The sequence below is a fragment of the Bradyrhizobium sp. CCGE-LA001 genome, assembly GCF_000296215.2.
Classification (GTDB): Bacteria; Pseudomonadota; Alphaproteobacteria; order Rhizobiales; family Xanthobacteraceae; genus Bradyrhizobium.
The window spans coordinates 6,214,677-6,231,564 of record NZ_CP013949.1 but is presented as its reverse complement, the minus strand read 5'-3'; the positions used below and the strand labels follow the sequence as shown (position 1 = coordinate 6,231,564).

10 protein-coding genes and 1 pseudogene are annotated in these 16,888 nt (G+C 58.0%); 10 read left to right on the top strand and 1 reads right to left on the bottom strand.

Annotated elements, in window-relative coordinates:
- Positions 1-2,436 precede the first annotated feature (2,436 nt).
- The 4 genes and pseudogenes from BCCGELA001_RS39500 to BCCGELA001_RS38970 all read left to right on the top strand — a co-directional run.
- The gene (locus BCCGELA001_RS39500; RefSeq protein WP_144441528.1) at positions 2,437-2,856 is read left to right on the top strand and encodes a DUF7694 domain-containing protein; all 420 of its coding nucleotides are present in this window, start codon (positions 2,437-2,439) and stop codon (positions 2,854-2,856) included.
- Between the two features lie 734 nt (positions 2,857-3,590).
- Positions 3,591-3,755, top strand: a complete 165-nt coding sequence (locus tag BCCGELA001_RS38015; RefSeq protein ID WP_158511645.1) for a hypothetical protein — start codon at positions 3,591-3,593, stop codon at positions 3,753-3,755.
- A gap of 161 nt (positions 3,756-3,916) precedes the next feature.
- Positions 3,917-4,564: an FkbM family methyltransferase gene (locus BCCGELA001_RS28960; protein ID WP_008558106.1), complete on the top strand. Its 648-nt coding sequence runs from the start codon at positions 3,917-3,919 to the stop codon at positions 4,562-4,564.
- A gap of 683 nt (positions 4,565-5,247) precedes the next feature.
- Positions 5,248-5,666 (top strand): annotated as a pseudogene (locus tag BCCGELA001_RS38970) (IS66 family transposase); the annotation flags it as partial.
- A gap of 1,205 nt (positions 5,667-6,871) precedes the next feature.
- On the opposite strand, the gene BCCGELA001_RS28950 reads toward BCCGELA001_RS38970, so the two are convergent.
- Entirely contained in the window at positions 6,872-7,609 is a 738-nt protein-coding gene (locus tag BCCGELA001_RS28950) for a carbonic anhydrase (RefSeq protein WP_060736883.1), read from the bottom strand.
- 1,006 nt (positions 7,610-8,615) lie between these two features.
- On the opposite strand from BCCGELA001_RS28950, the gene BCCGELA001_RS28945 reads away from it, so the two are divergent.
- From BCCGELA001_RS28945 to BCCGELA001_RS28925, 6 genes are all read left to right on the top strand, one after another.
- The gene (locus BCCGELA001_RS28945) at positions 8,616-10,736 is read left to right on the top strand and encodes a prolyl oligopeptidase family serine peptidase (protein ID WP_008558091.1); all 2,121 of its coding nucleotides are present in this window, start codon (positions 8,616-8,618) and stop codon (positions 10,734-10,736) included.
- A 258-nt stretch (positions 10,737-10,994) separates the two neighbouring features.
- Positions 10,995-11,231 (top strand): hypothetical protein, encoded by a 237-nt coding sequence (locus BCCGELA001_RS37470; protein ID WP_144441527.1) that lies wholly within the window; start codon positions 10,995-10,997, stop codon positions 11,229-11,231.
- Between the two features lie 11 nt (positions 11,232-11,242).
- Entirely contained in the window at positions 11,243-11,590 is a 348-nt protein-coding gene (locus BCCGELA001_RS28940; RefSeq protein WP_008558088.1) for a hypothetical protein, read from the top strand.
- 872 nt (positions 11,591-12,462) lie between these two features.
- The gene (gene groES / locus BCCGELA001_RS28935; protein WP_008558086.1) at positions 12,463-12,777 is read left to right on the top strand and encodes a co-chaperone GroES; all 315 of its coding nucleotides are present in this window, start codon (positions 12,463-12,465) and stop codon (positions 12,775-12,777) included.
- Positions 12,778-12,860: 83 nt separating this feature from the next.
- Positions 12,861-14,501, top strand: a complete 1,641-nt coding sequence (groL, locus tag BCCGELA001_RS28930; protein ID WP_060736881.1) for a chaperonin GroEL — start codon at positions 12,861-12,863, stop codon at positions 14,499-14,501.
- A gap of 1,007 nt (positions 14,502-15,508) precedes the next feature.
- The gene (locus BCCGELA001_RS28925; RefSeq protein WP_060736880.1) at positions 15,509-16,774 is read left to right on the top strand and encodes a sulfotransferase family protein; all 1,266 of its coding nucleotides are present in this window, start codon (positions 15,509-15,511) and stop codon (positions 16,772-16,774) included.
- Positions 16,775-16,888: the final 114 nt, after the last annotated feature.

Genomic DNA, 16,888 nt, shown 5'->3' with positions numbered 1-16,888 from the left:
AACGCGCGCGCGCAATGTTGGTGGCGCAATACGAGGCGGATGGTTGGTAGAGCTGCGGCAAAACGGCTTAAGTAAACGTACGGATCACCGGCATCGATTTTCTGCGATATACAGGTTGCATGTTCAGGCCGATGAATCCGAAAAGCAAGCTCTGCGATCCCGATCACTGGCGGCGCCGTGCAGAAGCAACGCGAACTAAGGGGGCAGCCTTGGAGGACGGCAAAGCTCGAGCGAGGCTATTCAAGATCGCCGAGGAGTATGACAAGCTAGCGCGCCGTGCCCAAGAGTTGCGGACGTGCATGAACGATAGCGAGCAAGACCACACTCCGGAGTTCTAGTGCTCCGCAGTTCTCGACAGAACCTGAGCCGGTTGAAAGGGAGCTAGGTCCGGCCCTTGACCGAGGGGCGCGGCATCGACTCTATATCCACGCGTGCTGTGTAGTGTCCTCGGTTTGTGTCGTCCCGCCGGAGCTGAATGGTCAGCGAGGCGTCGCTTGAACGACTGCTTGCCTGCTACGTACGCGCGTTCTATCGAGTACCTAAGACAGGCCTGAAGCCGCAGTATGTAAGCTGGCTGGGCGCATCGATAGCTTCACGATGCATGCTCGGAGTAGTGCATTCAGTAAAAAAGCGTTGTGACTACCCAATATATCCCGGCCCAGAGCAGCGCATTGAAAAGAAGCGCTGCAATCAGCCCGTAGTTCCAGGCCCTCGGTGGTTGCGAAGCATTCATGTGATCTGAGGTAGGCGGTGTTGCGTTCCCGCATCGATAGTCTGACCACTACGCCTTCCTACCGACCGAGAGCTATGGGGGTCTCTGCAGAATGAGCGTCAGAAACCTACGTTGCTCGGCAATACTGTCTTCAGCAATCGGCATGCCATGTGAAATGCCGTCGCAGCGCTGAAGCATATGAGACGAGGCGGTTTCCGAGCTAGATTTGGGAGCGGTTTAGCATGAACAATTGTCAGGTTCTCGACATCGAGGTCTTGAATCGGACATCACCGACACGACAAGGCGTCCCTCTGAACCAGAAGCAGGGCGGCCGGAATTAATCAGTGAAAGAACTCATGAAGGTGTGCTCCTGCGCTTGAGGCTGGCTGCCTTTCGCGAGGCTCCCCTAGTACCGCACTCGCCGCGTGCGTTGCAGCGAACGATCAGTCTCACGTCAGTTCTCCTCCGTCAGATATTCGAGCATCCTGTTGCAAGCACCCTCCGCCGTGAAGAACGTTCGAAAGGGCGAACCACCGATTCTTATGGCGCCACGGCGATCGCCAGGAGGTCGCCAGGAGGCTACATAGCCTGAACGCCCGCGAAAGCCGGGACCAGTCGGGGTTTCATAAGTAATCACAAATGAGAAGCCATCCTCGGCTGCGCTCCATACTTCGAGATGCTCGATGGCGCGGTGAAAATGGAGGGTCATTGCCGGCCGTTCGCTTGAATTGGGGAGCTTGCCGCCAGAAGCGAAATGGACCAGATGTATTGTCGGGCCGCCGTCATTGTCACCTCAGATATCTGAAGTGACCTTGGAATCCGGCGATTCACGCTCGTTGCAAGATAAGTCAACATCCGAACTCTACAATGCAATCACATCCGACCAGCTGGTCGGCTTCTTGCGATATTCGGGCCAGTCGTAATGTTGCCTTTGAATACGTGGCCGCGCTCCCTTTGAGCATGCCAGGCAGGTTACATGTCTGAGACCGCTCGAACCCATCTACGGGCAGTTAGGCCAAGCCGGGCACTGGGCTGTCACGTCTTCGCTCGCAGTGAAACGCCTGTTCCTGTGAAGCGCGCTACAGGCTTCGGTCACGCTGAAGGCGCGGTGCCGAAATCTCACCGTCTACTACCTGGCTAAATCCTGAGCCATCTTTTGGAGCATATTGGTCCGGAGACAGATTGCTGATCGGAGGCGATAAAGCTGATGCAGTCGCGTTTCCAGAGCGACCCATAAGGTAACGGGGTTCGTCGATCAGGCAAGGCGGGCAAGCTGAGCCCGGCCTGGATTACAGAGAAAGCGTCTAGCCGGGGCAAATTATCAACGAACCAGTGATTGGTTACGCAGACGAAGCCCTAGTTGGCGCTAAGCCTATAATTAGTTCGTAACGCCACACAGATGACTTATTACCGCTGTTTGAGGCTCGACGGGTAGCCAGAGGAGACGAAAAGGAAAACCGTACTTCCGGAGGCATGATTATTGTGTCGTACCAAATCCGGGAAAAGGGGCTTAGGTAGGCTGTCCGCCACTTTCAAGCACGGTCTATGAATGACGATGAGGCGGCTGCATCGAATCTGGGGAGGCATCTGCGTGCTGGATGCGGTGGGGTTGTGGTCACGACATCCACCGCGATACGGGACTGAGGAGCGAACCGGCGCCAATTCTGCAGAACAACGTCATCTAGCTGGGACTTCAACGATATGCGCGGAGCTAAGGAGACAGCGTGCGGTCGCAGATCATAGAAAAGGTTGAGGCAGGCCGGGTACGATCTGGCCGACTAGCCAGTGCTCCTGGATCAGGTCCATGCGGCCAATTTCTTGTGCAAGGACCCTGTGGCTGCGAGCTCAACATCACTGCACTTGTACGCCCAGGCTGGGAGCACGTCGCTGTCTCGACACTACGGCGTTGTCCGAATTGGGAAGAGATGTGCTTCGTTAAGGACCTGTTTTGGGAGGAGGAGGAATGTGTGATGCAGTTGCATCCGCCCCATTCGCAATATGTGAATAACAGCCGGTATTGCCTGCATCTCTGGAGGCCCATCAATCGGGATATTCCGATGCCGCCGCCGGGTTTCGTAGGTATCGTTGGGCTGGGACCTTCCGACGCAGCCATCTTGTTTGCACAGATGCAGGCGATATCGTGATGGGCTGGATGGATATGGAGCACGGGTTATGCTTCGCGTAACACTTTCCGCCATGTGCAAATCAAACGGGTCGATTGCCTCGATGCCGCCGATCAGTGGGCACGTCTCGCCTTGCGCCAAGAGCCATATTGGCCTTTCGTTGGTCCCAGCGAGCTTACCCGAGTTCCCCGCGCAACGCCTCTCGAGGCGAGGCTTCAGCAGGCCTGTGACTGACCTTAAGAGCGGGGTGGATCGACTACTACAGCGGATATAGTGGATAATGCGTCAGGGCCGCCGACGGAGCCAGCACTGTAGGTTGGAAGCGCTGCTCCCGATGGATGTAACAAATGTGCCGGCGACCAGATTGTGATGGAGCTAATCTCGGCTGCTTATTGTCAGTTCCTGGCAGCCTGAAGTACCTTTGCGATGTCGCTATTGTGTTGGCCAGCGTCTTTTGGATATGGCTGTGCCTTCGCTAGCCACGAGTGGCCACGGCGGAGGTCCTTCTAATGGCCAGCTTGATAAGCTTCCACAGTCGGGCGATCGCGGTGCCGCCCTACAGCGATCCGTTCGGGAACTTCCTGCATCATCTCGTTCTTGGACGTTGGGGATCGCGCGTCGGCGCACATTCTTGAGCAAAATAGAAACTGCACTCTGGTACATGCCTAGGCCGCGGCACGTACGTTGGTACTAGCCGAATCGGCCAGCCCTTCACGTCAAATGCGTCTGTCCAGCGTGACGTATCGGTGATGGCCGTGGCTTCACAGATCGCCTTCGTCTCGCGCGGGCTTCGTGTTGCTGAGCTCAACGTCGGCCGCCTCAAAAGCGCAAAGGTGGGCCGCTTTAGTTATCCAGCGAGCATAATCGTGAAATTGGGCAGCGTGCCGCTGGTAAGCACCAATCGACGTTTCCACTATTGATTTGAATGGCTACGCCTTGCCCACCCGCTCATTCTGGGCTGTCACGCCGGCTTGCAGCATATCCGGGTGATATAGGGGATATACGTTGATATGTGTTGCGCCGTTACGTATCGCGTGTGATTTCCCTCTAGAAGGAAAAGCTTCAGTGGATCTGCGCGCTAATGCAAAAAGTCGACGAACATCAGCACATACTTTCACGGATTCAGAAGCCAAATCCGGTCATCCTGGACATCGGCTGCAACGATGGAACCGATACGAAACAGTTTCTCAAATTGTGCCCAGGGGCGCAACTATACTGTTTTGAGCCGGACCCCCGCGCGAGCGCTCGCTTCAAGAAGAACATGGGTCCGTATCTTCAAAAAGTGAATCTGTTCGAGATTGCGATAAGCGATCGAAACGGGAAGGTCGACTTCCATCCCAGCAATGGAGAAGGAGATGCACAAGAATGGGACCTCTCTGGCTCAATCCGCCGGCCGAAGAATCATCTTACGGAATATGAATGGGTCCGCTTCGACCGCCCCATCTCAGTTGAAAGCCAACGGCTTGACGATTGGTGCAGCGAAGTGGGCCTGAGCATCATCGATTTGATCTGGATGGATGTGCAGGGAGCCGAGTCTGATGTCATCGCTGGAGGGATGCAGACCTTGAGCAACACGCGCTTCATCTACACGGAATATAGCGACCGGGAGCTCTACGAAGGGCAGTTGTCATTGCGAGCCATCCTCGATCTTTTACCTTTCTTCGAAGTGGCGACTCACTATCCGCGCGCAGTGGAAGGCGATGTCTTGCTCAAGAATAGCAAGCTTTGAGGTGAACCTTAGCTCACCCGCAGAAAGACGACCCGTTCAGGTCCCGGCGAAGCCGTCGGGCGGCGGACATGGTACACCGCGCCGCCATGGCGGGCTTGCCCTGGCAGTTCACTGCTGAGTATGAAAGGCTGCGTGGTACAGGCGAGCTGGCAACATGGGCACCTAAGCTGCGTCCAATTCACCATCCGGAGTCTTCCGCGCGCGTAAGCCAACAAAAAAGGCCTTCCGTGAACTCGCAGCGGTAAGGCCGATTAGGGTCATGATTGTCACGGCACGATGTGGATCTGCGTCTCGGACGATCGGGCATTTAGCGGCTCCGGGCCCCAGGCGGCGATCATCGACTACTCCCGCGAGTAGGGGCGAGCATCCCTAAGAGCACCAGGCTGCCGTCGCGATCGCCGGTGAGGTCGTGCTTGCCGACGCGACGACCGTTTTCCAATTCCTGAGGATCTGCTGCGGTCGCTGACGGTCTTATTGAGCGAGCGCGGCGTGGCCATCGCGAGCCGACCGCCGCACATCCTTCAGCGACCCCTTCGGCCGATAATCTATGGTAGTTATCACTGCTTGGCGGCAGTCGGCGCCGGACCTGGCCTACGCACTACGCTGTTGGCCAGCAGCGTGCTGGGCGCCTGGAGATTTGACAGACGCTGAGCCGGCTTCTGGTCGAGGACTTGCAGGTCTAAATGCGGGAGCAGCTCGCCAAGCTGTCCCACGGCACGACCGGCCAAGGCGCTCAATTAGTTGCTGAAGCCGTGAGCGAGCTTCACGCGGTCCTGGAGGACGGACGAGTCGGTCTCTCCGGCAATGCCGCCGAAACTAGGTTGCGAGGCATCGCTCTTGGACGAAGATTCTGGTTGTTCTGTGGCTCTGATCGCGGCGGATGGCGCGCGTGCTTCCATGTATAGCTTGATCATCACGCCAAAATGAAACGCCTCGATCCACAGGTCCGGCTCACGGACATCCTTTGTCCCATCGCCGCCCACCTATCTCACCGGCTGGACGAGCTTCTGGCCTGGATTGGACACTGGCATCAGCGGTCTCCACTCGAGCGGCATTACAGCGCCGACCAACGAGGATCATCACGTCACCACCATCGGCCTGACTGCAAATTACCTCGGTGAAAACGAAGACTGGCTGCGCGACATTTGCCACCAAAATGCAGATCGGTGACGGCCTCATCTAGGGTCGATGGCGTCGGCGAAGATGGTGTTCACGCCTTGACCGACTTTATCATCCAAGACCTGATGAGCCGGTTAAGTCTTACAAAGAAAGCGCCGAGCTGCTCGCCGCTGGCAACGGGAATGATCAACTATCCTGGGGTCTACGCGGGACGCGGAAGCAAAAAGTGCCCGGCCTCATTCTCTGAAGCCGGGCTAAGTCAGACTGGAACGGAGCGATGCTGCTACACATCGCACCAATCGTCGGCAAGGGAGAGTTGCCGACGGCTTATTTGCGGTCAGGAGGTGCCGCAAATTCTAACATAAGATCAATCCCAGCTAAGCCTGATATCGCCTCCGTGTCTTGGAGATGATATCCGCCTACGCTGGCCGGCAGCCCGCGATAGCGCGGGTGAATTGGTCAGTATTCGCTTGCCACTGGTAGAGTGGGTCATGCGGAAGCCGCGCATGGCGATACCCGGACGTAGCTCGAAAGCCCATGACGCCAAAGAATGGAGAATTCCAAGTATGCCATCGCCCCAGATGCTAAGCAGCAGCCCAAGTTGGTTTGTCAGATCTCGATCTCATTCCAAGATCCTACAATCTGACGCTACGTGCGATTCAAGGGCTTTCGCGACGTTCGCGAAAATTCAATGTGTCTACTGATGAGGCGTGCCCTGTGAGTAATCCGGGCAGTTGCGCATCATCATTCTTTGCGATCTCACCATGGGTCGATGTTCTCCGAATGCTCGCCTCGTCAGCTTAGCACACGAACCTTCAGGTCACGTATCGAACCTCCTCGTCAGTCAGAAGGCATAGCGAACTTCGATGACCCCAAGCGAGACATGGCAGTTTTGACAACAACTGCTTCGAGCGATCCTGGCGACTTGCCGCTAGGCCTTGAAGAATTATCAGATGGCTGTCGAGCACATCTGCATGGCACATCACGAGATCGGCGCCCCGTGCTCCATACGTGGAGAGCCGTTCTGATCGATAGAGTTGCTGGCCTGCATGCTGCAGGAAGCGGCGAATCCGCTCCACATCATTCTTGCCTCAAGCGATTAGAGGTCAATGGGCGTTATAGAGAGGTCTCACGCCGTTCCGCTATCCTCGTGACTCGCGGCGGCTCGAGGAAGCGTTCTAATGAGTATTAGCTCAGCAGATCGACCCTACCGGTATCGAGCCGATAAAGACCGCCGACGACCCTCAGCCTATTCTGCTCGACTGCCAGCTTCAGAAGCGGGGCTGCTGACATTAGCTTATAAACGTTCTCAGCCACGTTTTGGCGGATCGCATTGGCAAGAGCATCTCCGCTCTCGTGGGAGGAAGCCTTGACCGCGGGGGCAAGTGCGGAAACGAGGGATGGAATGTGTCCCGGCAGAGTAGTGTGGTCCTTTAAGGAGTCGATCGTAGCACTGACTGCCCCGCAGCGATCATGGCCGAGTACCAGGATTAAGGGCGTATTTAGCACCGCCACCGCATATTCCATGCTGGCGATGGTCTCATCGTTAGCGAAATTGCCGGCAACACGGCAAACGAACAGATCGCCAAGTCCGCTATTGAAAACATACTCGGGGACGATTCGCGAATCGGCGCAGGTTAGGACTGCCGCATATGGATTTTGGCCGCCGACCAGAGCGTTGCGTTCCCGCCTGAAGTCGCCGCCCCGCGATACGCCCTGAACATAGCGCGCATTGCCTTCCAAGAGTCGCGCCAGCGAAGCCCTCGGCGAGAGCAGGTTGTCTGGTTTGGGCGGCGCTGTTGGCTCCATCGCGCGCGCAATCCTACCGCCAAACATCATGCCGGCCGCCGAAGCAGCGAACAGCATTAGAGAACGGCGGGACGGCGCCGTCGGACGAGGCAGGAACGGGAGACACCCTTCACACATGTCTTTCCTCTCATCGCTCTTCTCCAGCGCATTGCATGACGCCGGCCTCCGCTTGCGGCTGACCCGTGCCCATGCGCCCAATTGCGCTGCACTAAATGAGTTGCAAAGGCATGTAATCGATGCGTTCGACCATACACCTAGAGCTCCTTTTTGATAGCGCGCTTGTGAGCGTGGTCCCAAATGGAAGCGAGCGGAATATGAGAGATCGCGGACCTTCATTACGCTTTCCAGCCTACGTCCTGACGCAGCGTGAGGTTCAAGCGATTTATTCCCGTGCGACTCTTGCGGCCTATGCCAGGATCTCGGTAGCCTCCTCCAATGCAGTATTAGGCGGCCTATTGTGCAGCGCCGGTCCCGTCGAGTGCGGAAGATCGTGAGATGGCAAAGCACGTAGTCCGCGGAAGTCAGTTGCAAGCACGGGATCACGACCGCTGTTGCGGCATTCGATGCTCCGCGGCAAGGTCCAATCTGTCGAACATCCCGCATCAGTCGCGGCCGTCAATGAATAGCGAAATTCACCATTAAAGGGCCACTCCTGATGGACAGTTAGAGACGTTGGACTGACGCGGGAGCGAGCAAGCATCCATGGGGTCGCAAGGACTCATCAGCGAGCCGCGAATTGTCGGCTTTCTCACGAAACCCGCAAACTGTATGGAGCCGCGTCTGTGAATACGACCCTTTTGCAACTGAGGTAGGCCAACAGTCCATCTAACGCAACCACGGGCGAACATTTCAGACAGAGCGGGCGAACTATGTCCAGTCATCCGAAGGCGTAGAACTTATGACAATGATGTCGGAGCGAACGCCACAGTGTCAGGTTTGAGCCGATCGGCCGGCACTGAGGCCTAGGGGATGTCCCAATCTCCAGCGGCACGCCGCTTGCTTCGTTGCAGCCGGGCACGGTCCAGCGCATGTCGCTGTCGGCACCCAATGCACACCGTCCATTCGCTTTGGCCAAGTCGAAGTTGCGCCAGCCGAGCGACCCACGCAGTTCAGGATAACTTCTATGACGCAGTCAATCCTTGCCGCCGCGACGCTCTCGAAGGCGAATCTGTCCTCTCCAGCGTCGCCCCAGAACCGGGTCGCTACGGCCGAGGTGGAGGATCCCTTCCTTTGGCTCGAGGAAATCGATGAGCCGCGCGCACTCGCTTGGGCGCGGGCCGAGAACGATAAGACGCTCGGAGCGCTCCAGTCAGATCCCCGCTATAATCGCTTGTATGAAGAGGCGCTGAGCATCCTTCAAGCCAAGGACCGGATCCCGTATGTTTCGTTGGAGCGGCAGGGTCTGTGCAATTTCTGGCAGGACGAGAGCCAGGTGCGCGGCATCTGGCGGCGCACCACGTTTGACAGCTATCGCAGCTCGGACACGCGCTGGGAGACTATTCTTGACATTGACGCTCTGGCCGTCACGGAAAAGAAGAACTGGGTCTTCAATGGCGCTACCTGCCTGCCGCCTGAGGAGAGCCTGTGCCTCGTCGAGCTTTCTGACGGCGGCAAGGATGCTGTGTTCATTCGCGAGTTCGATCGGCATGCCAAAGCCTTCGTACCAGCGGGATTCGATCTTCCGGAGGGAAAGCAGAGCGTCAGCTGGGTCGACCGCGACACCATACTCGTCGCCCGAGATTGGGGGGAAGGCACCATGACGCCCTCGGGCTACCCCTTCGTCGTGAAGGAGCTCAAACGGGGGCAGCCGTTGGTTCAAGCGCGCGAGGTCTTTCGCGGAAGTTCGAATGATGCGATGGCGCAGCCGTTCGTGCTGTGGGACAGTGAAGGCAAGGTTCATGCGATCGGCGCCGTGCGCGCCATCAGCTTCTTCGAGCAGGAGTATGTGCTCTTCGGGCCCAACGGACCGATCAAGCTTGACCTGCCGAAAAAGGCCGGCATCGTTGGCATTGCCAGTAACCGCCTGCTAGTGACGCTCGAGGAAGACTGGGTACCGTCCGGCAGCACCCACTTTGCTGCCGGTTCGATTGTCTCGTATGACCTGGCCGAATGGAAGCAGGATCCGCTGCGCGCGACGCCTTCGATGGTCTTCCAGCCCGAAGCGCGGCACGCGATCAGCGGGTTGGCGGTTACCAAGAACGTTTTGATCCTGACGATCCTTGACAATGTTCAGAGTAAGACCTTCATCTACAGATATGACCAGGGCGCCTGGCAGGCCACGCCGATCCCATTCTCTGCCAACAAGAACGTCAGCCTGTTAGCCGCTCACCCTGAAACGGACGAAGTGCTGTTCACGGTGTCCAGCTATCTCGTGCCGACTTCGCTCTGGTACCTAGACGCGGCGACCAAACGCCTTGAAATGCTGAAGACGTCACCTCCTAACTTCGACGCGTCCAGCCACGTTGTGGAGCAATTCGAGGCAATTTCGCCCGATGGGACCCTGATACCCTACTTTCTGGTGCGTCCAAAGAACGCAAGGCCCGGGCAGCCCATCCCGACCCTTCTCACCGGCTATGGCGGTTTTCAAGCTCCGCTCCTGCCATCGTATGTTGGGCCGATCGGGCGGCTCTGGCTCGAGCAAGGCAATGCATATGTCGTCGCAAACCTGCGCGGTGGCGGCGAGTTTGGACCGCGATGGCACCAGGCTGCCCAGGGAGCAACAAAGCAGCGAACGTGGGATGATTTCATCGCCGTTGCGGAGGACTTGATTCGCCGGAAGATCACCTCTCCGCGCCGATTGGGCGTGGTCGGCGGCAGCCAGGGAGGTCTGCTGGTAGGCACCGCAATTACTCAGCGACCCGACCTTTTCAACGCGGCGATCGTGCAGGTGCCGCTGCTCGACATGCTTCGCTTCACAAGCCTGGGCGCGGGCGCCTCGTACATCGGTGAATATGGTGATCCCGCCGTTGCCGAGCAGCGCGGGTGGCTTGAGGCTTACTCGCCTTACCAAAAGCTGATCCCGGGCAAGACCTACCCTATGCCTTTCATTCTCACCTCCACAAAGGATGATCGCGTGCATCCGGCGCACGGCCGCAAGGCAGCCGCCAGGCTTGCTGCCCTCGGCCAGCCTTATTTCTACTTTGAGAATTTTGACGGGGGTCACAGCGCGGCCGCCAATCTCAAGGAACAGGCGCGCCGGATGGCACTCGAGTACACCTATGCATCCAGGCGGCTCGTGGATTGAGTGATGTGGGCGAGGGAGTTCGATGATGCACCAGCGCAGCTGGTGGCTTGTCGACATTGGCGCGTTTTAACGGAGAAATCTGGGAACGGGCCTGTTTGAGCCTAAGGAAAGACGGATAGTTGAAGTGAGTGCGGTTGGCGGACGGGCCGATTCTCGCCGTTTCAATTTCCAGCTCGTAACGGGCGAATTGCGCTCTATGGCTCCATCCGGTTATTCCCAAAGCCGCGTAACCTATGGCCGCCGCAAGAGCTCTCCTCCTTGCAAGAAGCACTCGGAGGATATTCGGACGATATGGAGCGAAATCCACAAGCCGTCAGCGATGACGACGCGACCTGCAGCATGAAGCTGGCGCCTTCCCAGGAGCAAGTCGCTCAGGAAAGACGCGATCTGCCGCCGGTCCAGCAACGCTGGTCAACCGAATACGGCTGCTCGCCGGATCTGCGTTCGGCATCATCAGACGGAGGAAATTGCGTGCGCGGCTTGCGCTTTTATTGAAAGGTAAGACAATGGCGCAGCAGATTCATTCGCACGCGGTCGTGTGGATCGACAACCTCATGGCCAAGATATTCTTCATCGGGCTAACGGGCGTCGGCGCCACGACCGTGCGCGCGCGTAAGGCGCTTGCGATTGGAGCTTGCGGTGTGAATGACGATCCGACGTTTCTCGTCAGAGTAGGTGGGACGCTGAGTAGCTGCACCGATCTGCTGATCATCGGGCCGGAGACCGAGAGAACCAAGCTGTTGGACTTTCTGAGAACGAACAGGCTGGACCTCACCCTCCACGTCGAGACAAGCAATCCTTTGACCGACCGGGAAGTTGTAGCGCTCGGGCGAAAGCGCTTCCGGCTCGACTAAGCTCTTCGCTGACCAGTTTACTTCCAGCGCTACGCCTAAGCTGGCGGAGAGCAGAGAGAAAAATGCCGAGCATGAGCGTCGAAACGACAATTCCGCTTTGATGCTTATATAGCTCGGCGAAGCCAAGAGAGACCTCGGCCTAGCGCTCCGCTGTCACTGAAAGCGCTCAGACATAGTGTGTACTTGCATTTGCGAGGTCCCAGCTGCTCTTTGGCATCTTTGAGGTACTGTCAAGCTGGCTCAGCAGAAGGAAGCTCGGACTCGACGGCAGCTCAAGGAGGAGCCGCTGTCCGCGTGCGCTATCCCGCCCGACGCATATAAGAGGTTATTGTGAGAGCAACATACGCCTCGCGCTGCCGTTCGTAGCGGCCTGAGGCAACTTCGCGGGTGGCCATGCCGTCGAGCTAAGTCCGCCGCGGCGCGGGCAGAGGCACTTTGGCGTAAAGCGGGCACATCGGGCGCGAGGAATAGCGACGAAGTATCGATGGACGCGCGGCAATCCCGGTCCCCTCGTAGAATTCAGCACCGCTCGCGTATCGCTAGACCGGACGCATATGAAGTTGCGCCAGATCGCCAATATTACCGTTCCTCTTTAGATCATGAATGTTGCAAGGCGAGTGGACGGGAAGAGAACTGAAAGGCGATATGAGGTGGAAGCACAGAGCTCGCTCAGAATATCGGGAGCTCGGCGACAAGCTCGCGAGGTCATCTGGCTTGAAGCGGAATCGCTGCACTGGGATTTTCCTCCTACAAACACTTGCTACCCAACAAATCAATCTTATCTCAGGTGTGCCTGCATTGGCGCTCGCGGGCACCGATTGCTACCAATCGGACGATCCTCAACTTGTGTAAATTGCTTAGGAGAAATCTGCATGGAATTCCGTCCGCTTCACGACCGCGTCGTGGTCAAGCGCATCGACGCAGAAGAAAAGACCGCTGGCGGCATTATCATTCCGGACACGGCGAAGGAAAAGCCCTCCCAGGGCGAAGTCATCGCCGTCGGGCCCGGTGGCCGCGACGAGAGCGGCAAGCTGATCCCAATCGACGTTCAGGTCGGCGATCGCATCCTGTTCGGAAAGTGGTCAGGCACTGAGGTCAAGATCGACGGCGAAGACCTGCTGATCATGAAGGAAAGCGACATCATGGGCGTTCTCGACGTCCCCGCTTCCAAGAAGAAGGCCGCCTAAATCACCGCTCGCAGGGCTCATCCCGAGGAGCGCATGAGCGCGCTGCAAAGGGTGAGGTCAAGAAAACATTCGGGAAAACTCACATGTCTTCAAAAGAAGTTAAGTTCGGCGTAGACGCTCGCGACCGCATGCTGCGCGGCGTAGACATCCTCGCCAATGCCGTGAAGGTTACGCTCGGTCCGAAGGGCCGCAACGTCGTGCTCGATAAATCGTTCGGCGCTCCCCGCATCACCAAGGACGGCGTCACCGTCGCCAAGGAGATTGAGCTCGACGACAAGTTCGAGAACATGGGCGCCCAGATGGTGCGCGAAGTCGCTTCCAAGTCCGCCGACGCGGCTGGCGACGGCACCACCACGGCGACGGTCCTTGCCGCTGCGATTGTCCGCGAGGGCGCCAAGTCGGTCGCCGCCGGCATGAACCCAATGGACCTCAAGCGCGGCATCGATCTTGCGGTCGCCGCCGTGGTTGCTGACCTTCAGAGGAACTCCAAGAAGGTCACCTCGAACGATGAGATCGCCCAGGTCGGCACCATCTCGGCCAACGGCGATGCCGAGATCGGCCAGTTCCTCTCCGACGCCATGAAGAAGGTCGGCAACGAGGGTGTCATCACCGTCGAGGAAGCCAAGTCGCTCGAAACCGAGCTCGACGTTGTCGAGGGCATGCAGTTCGACCGCGGCTACATCTCGCCCTACTTCGTCACCAACGCCGACAAGATGCGCGTTGAGATGGACGACGCCTACATCCTCATCAACGAGAAGAAGCTCTCCTCGCTGAACGAGCTGCTGCCGCTGCTCGAGGCCGTGGTGCAGACCGGCAAGCCGCTGGTCATCGTCGCCGAGGACGTCGAAGGTGAAGCGCTCGCGACCCTGGTCGTGAACCGTCTGCGCGGCGGCCTGAAGGTCGCGGCCGTCAAGGCTCCGGGCTTCGGTGATCGCCGCAAGGCCATGCTGCAGGACATCGCGATCCTGACCGGCGGCCAGGCGATCTCGGAAGACCTCGGCATCAAGCTCGAGAACGTCACGCTCAACATGCTCGGTCGCGCCAAGAAGGTGATGATCGACAAGGAGAACACCACGATCGTCAACGGCGCCGGCAAGAAGGCCGACATCGAGGCGCGCGTGGCCCAGATCAAGGCGCAGATCGAGGAGACCACCTCGGACTACGACCGTGAGAAGCTCCAGGAGCGTCTTGCCAAGCTCGCGGGCGGCGTCGCGGTGATCCGCGTCGGCGGCGCGACCGAGGTCGAGGTGAAGGAGCGCAAGGATCGCGTTGATGACGCGATGCATGCGACCCGCGCGGCTGTCGAGGAAGGCATCGTCCCGGGCGGCGGCGTCGCCCTGCTCCGTGCCTCCGAGCAGCTCAAGGGCCTGCGCACCAAGAACGACGACCAGAAGACCGGCGTCGAGATCGTGCGCAAGGCGCTGTCGGCTCCCGCTCGCCAGATCGCGATCAACGCCGGTGAAGACGGCTCGGTGATCGTCGGCAAGATCCTGGAGAAGGAGCAGTACGCGTACGGTTTCGACTCGCAAACTGGCGAGTATGGCAACTTGGTTTCAAAGGGCATCATCGACCCAACCAAGGTGGTCCGCACCGCGATTCAGAACGCAGCCTCGGTGGCTGCGCTCTTGATCACCACGGAAGCCATGGTTGCCGAGCTACCGAAGAAGAACGGCGCCGTTCCCGCCATGCCGCCGGGCGGCGGCATGGGCGGCATGGACTTCTAACAAACTCTCTCTGAAATGCGACCCCGGCAGCAAATGCCGGGGTTTTCTTTTCGGCGCGAAGCTCTTCCAAAGGCGAATCCAGAATGCCGCTGATCCATCTATCACTCTGTGCGCGATCGGCAAACAGATACGGAGCTGGCTAACAGCACTGAAATGAGCCAGAGGTTGAGCGCGGAGAGCAAGCGAGCCGGCGATCGTTCGCTTACCCAAGACCGTTCTCTGCGCCGGAGCTCACTCACCGACCGAAACGAAGGCTGGACTAGATGGCGGCTGCGGGGCAAGAGACCATCATCTTTTCTATGTGAGCGGATATGTTGCGCGCTCGATCATCAGAAGCTCGGCGTCGGCTGTAGAGCGGGCCGAATGAGCTTCGCGGTGCGAATGATGCCCTCTGCCCGCAGCGAGCGATGCGTAATATCGGCAAAGATTCTGACTTGGTCTGAACCCCCAGGCAGTGGGCCCGGTCCATTAAAGGCGAGGGCACATGCCATGACCGCATCGCGGTGCGACCGTCGCCCGCCGGGTAGGCAGACCGCCAATGAGCATGCTCCGCTTCATAGCATCGAGACGTAACGCTGCCGTCGGATTGAGACAGGTATTCGATTTCAGGCATTAGTGCCACGCTCCTGGTCCTCCACTGTGCGATGGACCACAAAGATTGACCAGGAGTTGCGCCCTAGACGTGGCAGGCGCGTCGCAATAAACCTCAGTATAGCTTTCTCAATCCTTTCCATATCAGCATTTTATCGTCGTACGATTGATCTCACCCTCTACTTTGTTTCACTTCTGCTAGTAGCCGGAGGAGAGCAATTGGAGCTGTCAAAAGCTCCGGATCCTGATATCGATCGGATTCGATAGGTCTCAGACGATGAGTTGCAGGCGACATCCTTCTCACATGACTATGCTGCGCACGGATTCAAGCTTTATAGAAACTCGGGGCTCCCGTTACATTATCGAGTGATGACGGCGCTGATGGCCGCTCACCTTGTTCACGCTTAGGAGGATTCATGGTCTATCCGCCCGCAGTATGCTTTCTCCTCGGTCTTCCACGTTCCGGGACGACACTCCTTGCCCATTTGATGCAGCAACATCCGGATATCACAGCTCCCCCAGAGCCATGGATAATGCTGGCCCTAAAAGAATTTGGCAGGGTGGAGCACCGTCACCCGGCCGGCGCATCAATGATCAAGACCGCGACCTCTGAATTCTTGGCTCGCATAGATCGAACGATCGTCAGCCGCGCTTTCGCCGATGCGGCGTACGGCCAGTACTTAGCAGCGGCGGGCAAGCGTATCATCATAGACAAGACCCCGCGCTACTGGATGGTGCTTGACTTCCTAGAAACGCTTTATCCCGAGACACCACACATCCTTCTGATGCGTAATCCCTATGCCGTTGCCGCCTCCCTGAAATCGACGTGGGGCATCCCATTGTCCGCAGAACCCTCCTATTCCGTCAGCGCATCGTCTCTCGCCGATCTCCTGATCCGTGTACCCGACAACATTGCATCCGCACTCGCTGATCTGGTCCTGGGGCTTCCTAAGCTTGCGGCGCACCGGACACGGCCGCAGACGCAGGTAGTGCGGTACGAGCGCCTTGTGGCTCAGCCCGATGCCGAAGTCCGCCGCGTGGTCGTCGGCCTCGGCTGTGATCCAACAATATCCTCGCCAGGTACGAATGAGAAAACGGCTTATCTTCAGTCAAGTAGCTTCGGAGATCGAAAGATCCTGGATAAACAGGCAGTCGATGACCGCTCTGTCCAAGCCTGGCAAAATCAACTCAGCGTCGAAGAGATGCAAACGGTAACCGATCTCGTCGGTGCCGATCTGTTAGTGGATCTTGGATATGAGCAAGAATTAGGACAGGCACAGCAAGCGGGAGTAGTGGATAGAGGGCGAGAGGTAACCGAACTTTATCGTCGGGTCTTTGAAATTTGGTGGGATTTGCGCTGCTCCGATGGAGGAGCAACGGGCTTGGTACCAAACCAGAGTGTTCGCGAGCCTACCCTGAGCGTTGGGCAGCCTACTCAGAGCTCCTTCCGTAGCTCCGACCTTTCGAAAAATGCCGAGGCGCAACATATGCCGAGGTCTGAAACTGAGGACGCTTCGCCGCTGACAAATTCGACGGGGGCTCTGTTGCGCCAAGCGCTGTTGGCCTCTGAGGCTGATCGTGCCGCGCAGCTGGACACTATGCGTGATCGCGATATCGCTATCGACGCGCTGCGACGAGAGATCGCGCGGCTTGAGCGGGCTCTCAACAATGGCGTGCCATGATACGCATGCCAGAGTGAAAGCCTCGCTCTTACTGCACTCCATAATCTGTAATTGAACACAAGTTGGAGCAGCAGAAGCTTTCGAGCCTAGCTGCGCGCGGCGGGTCTCGGCTAA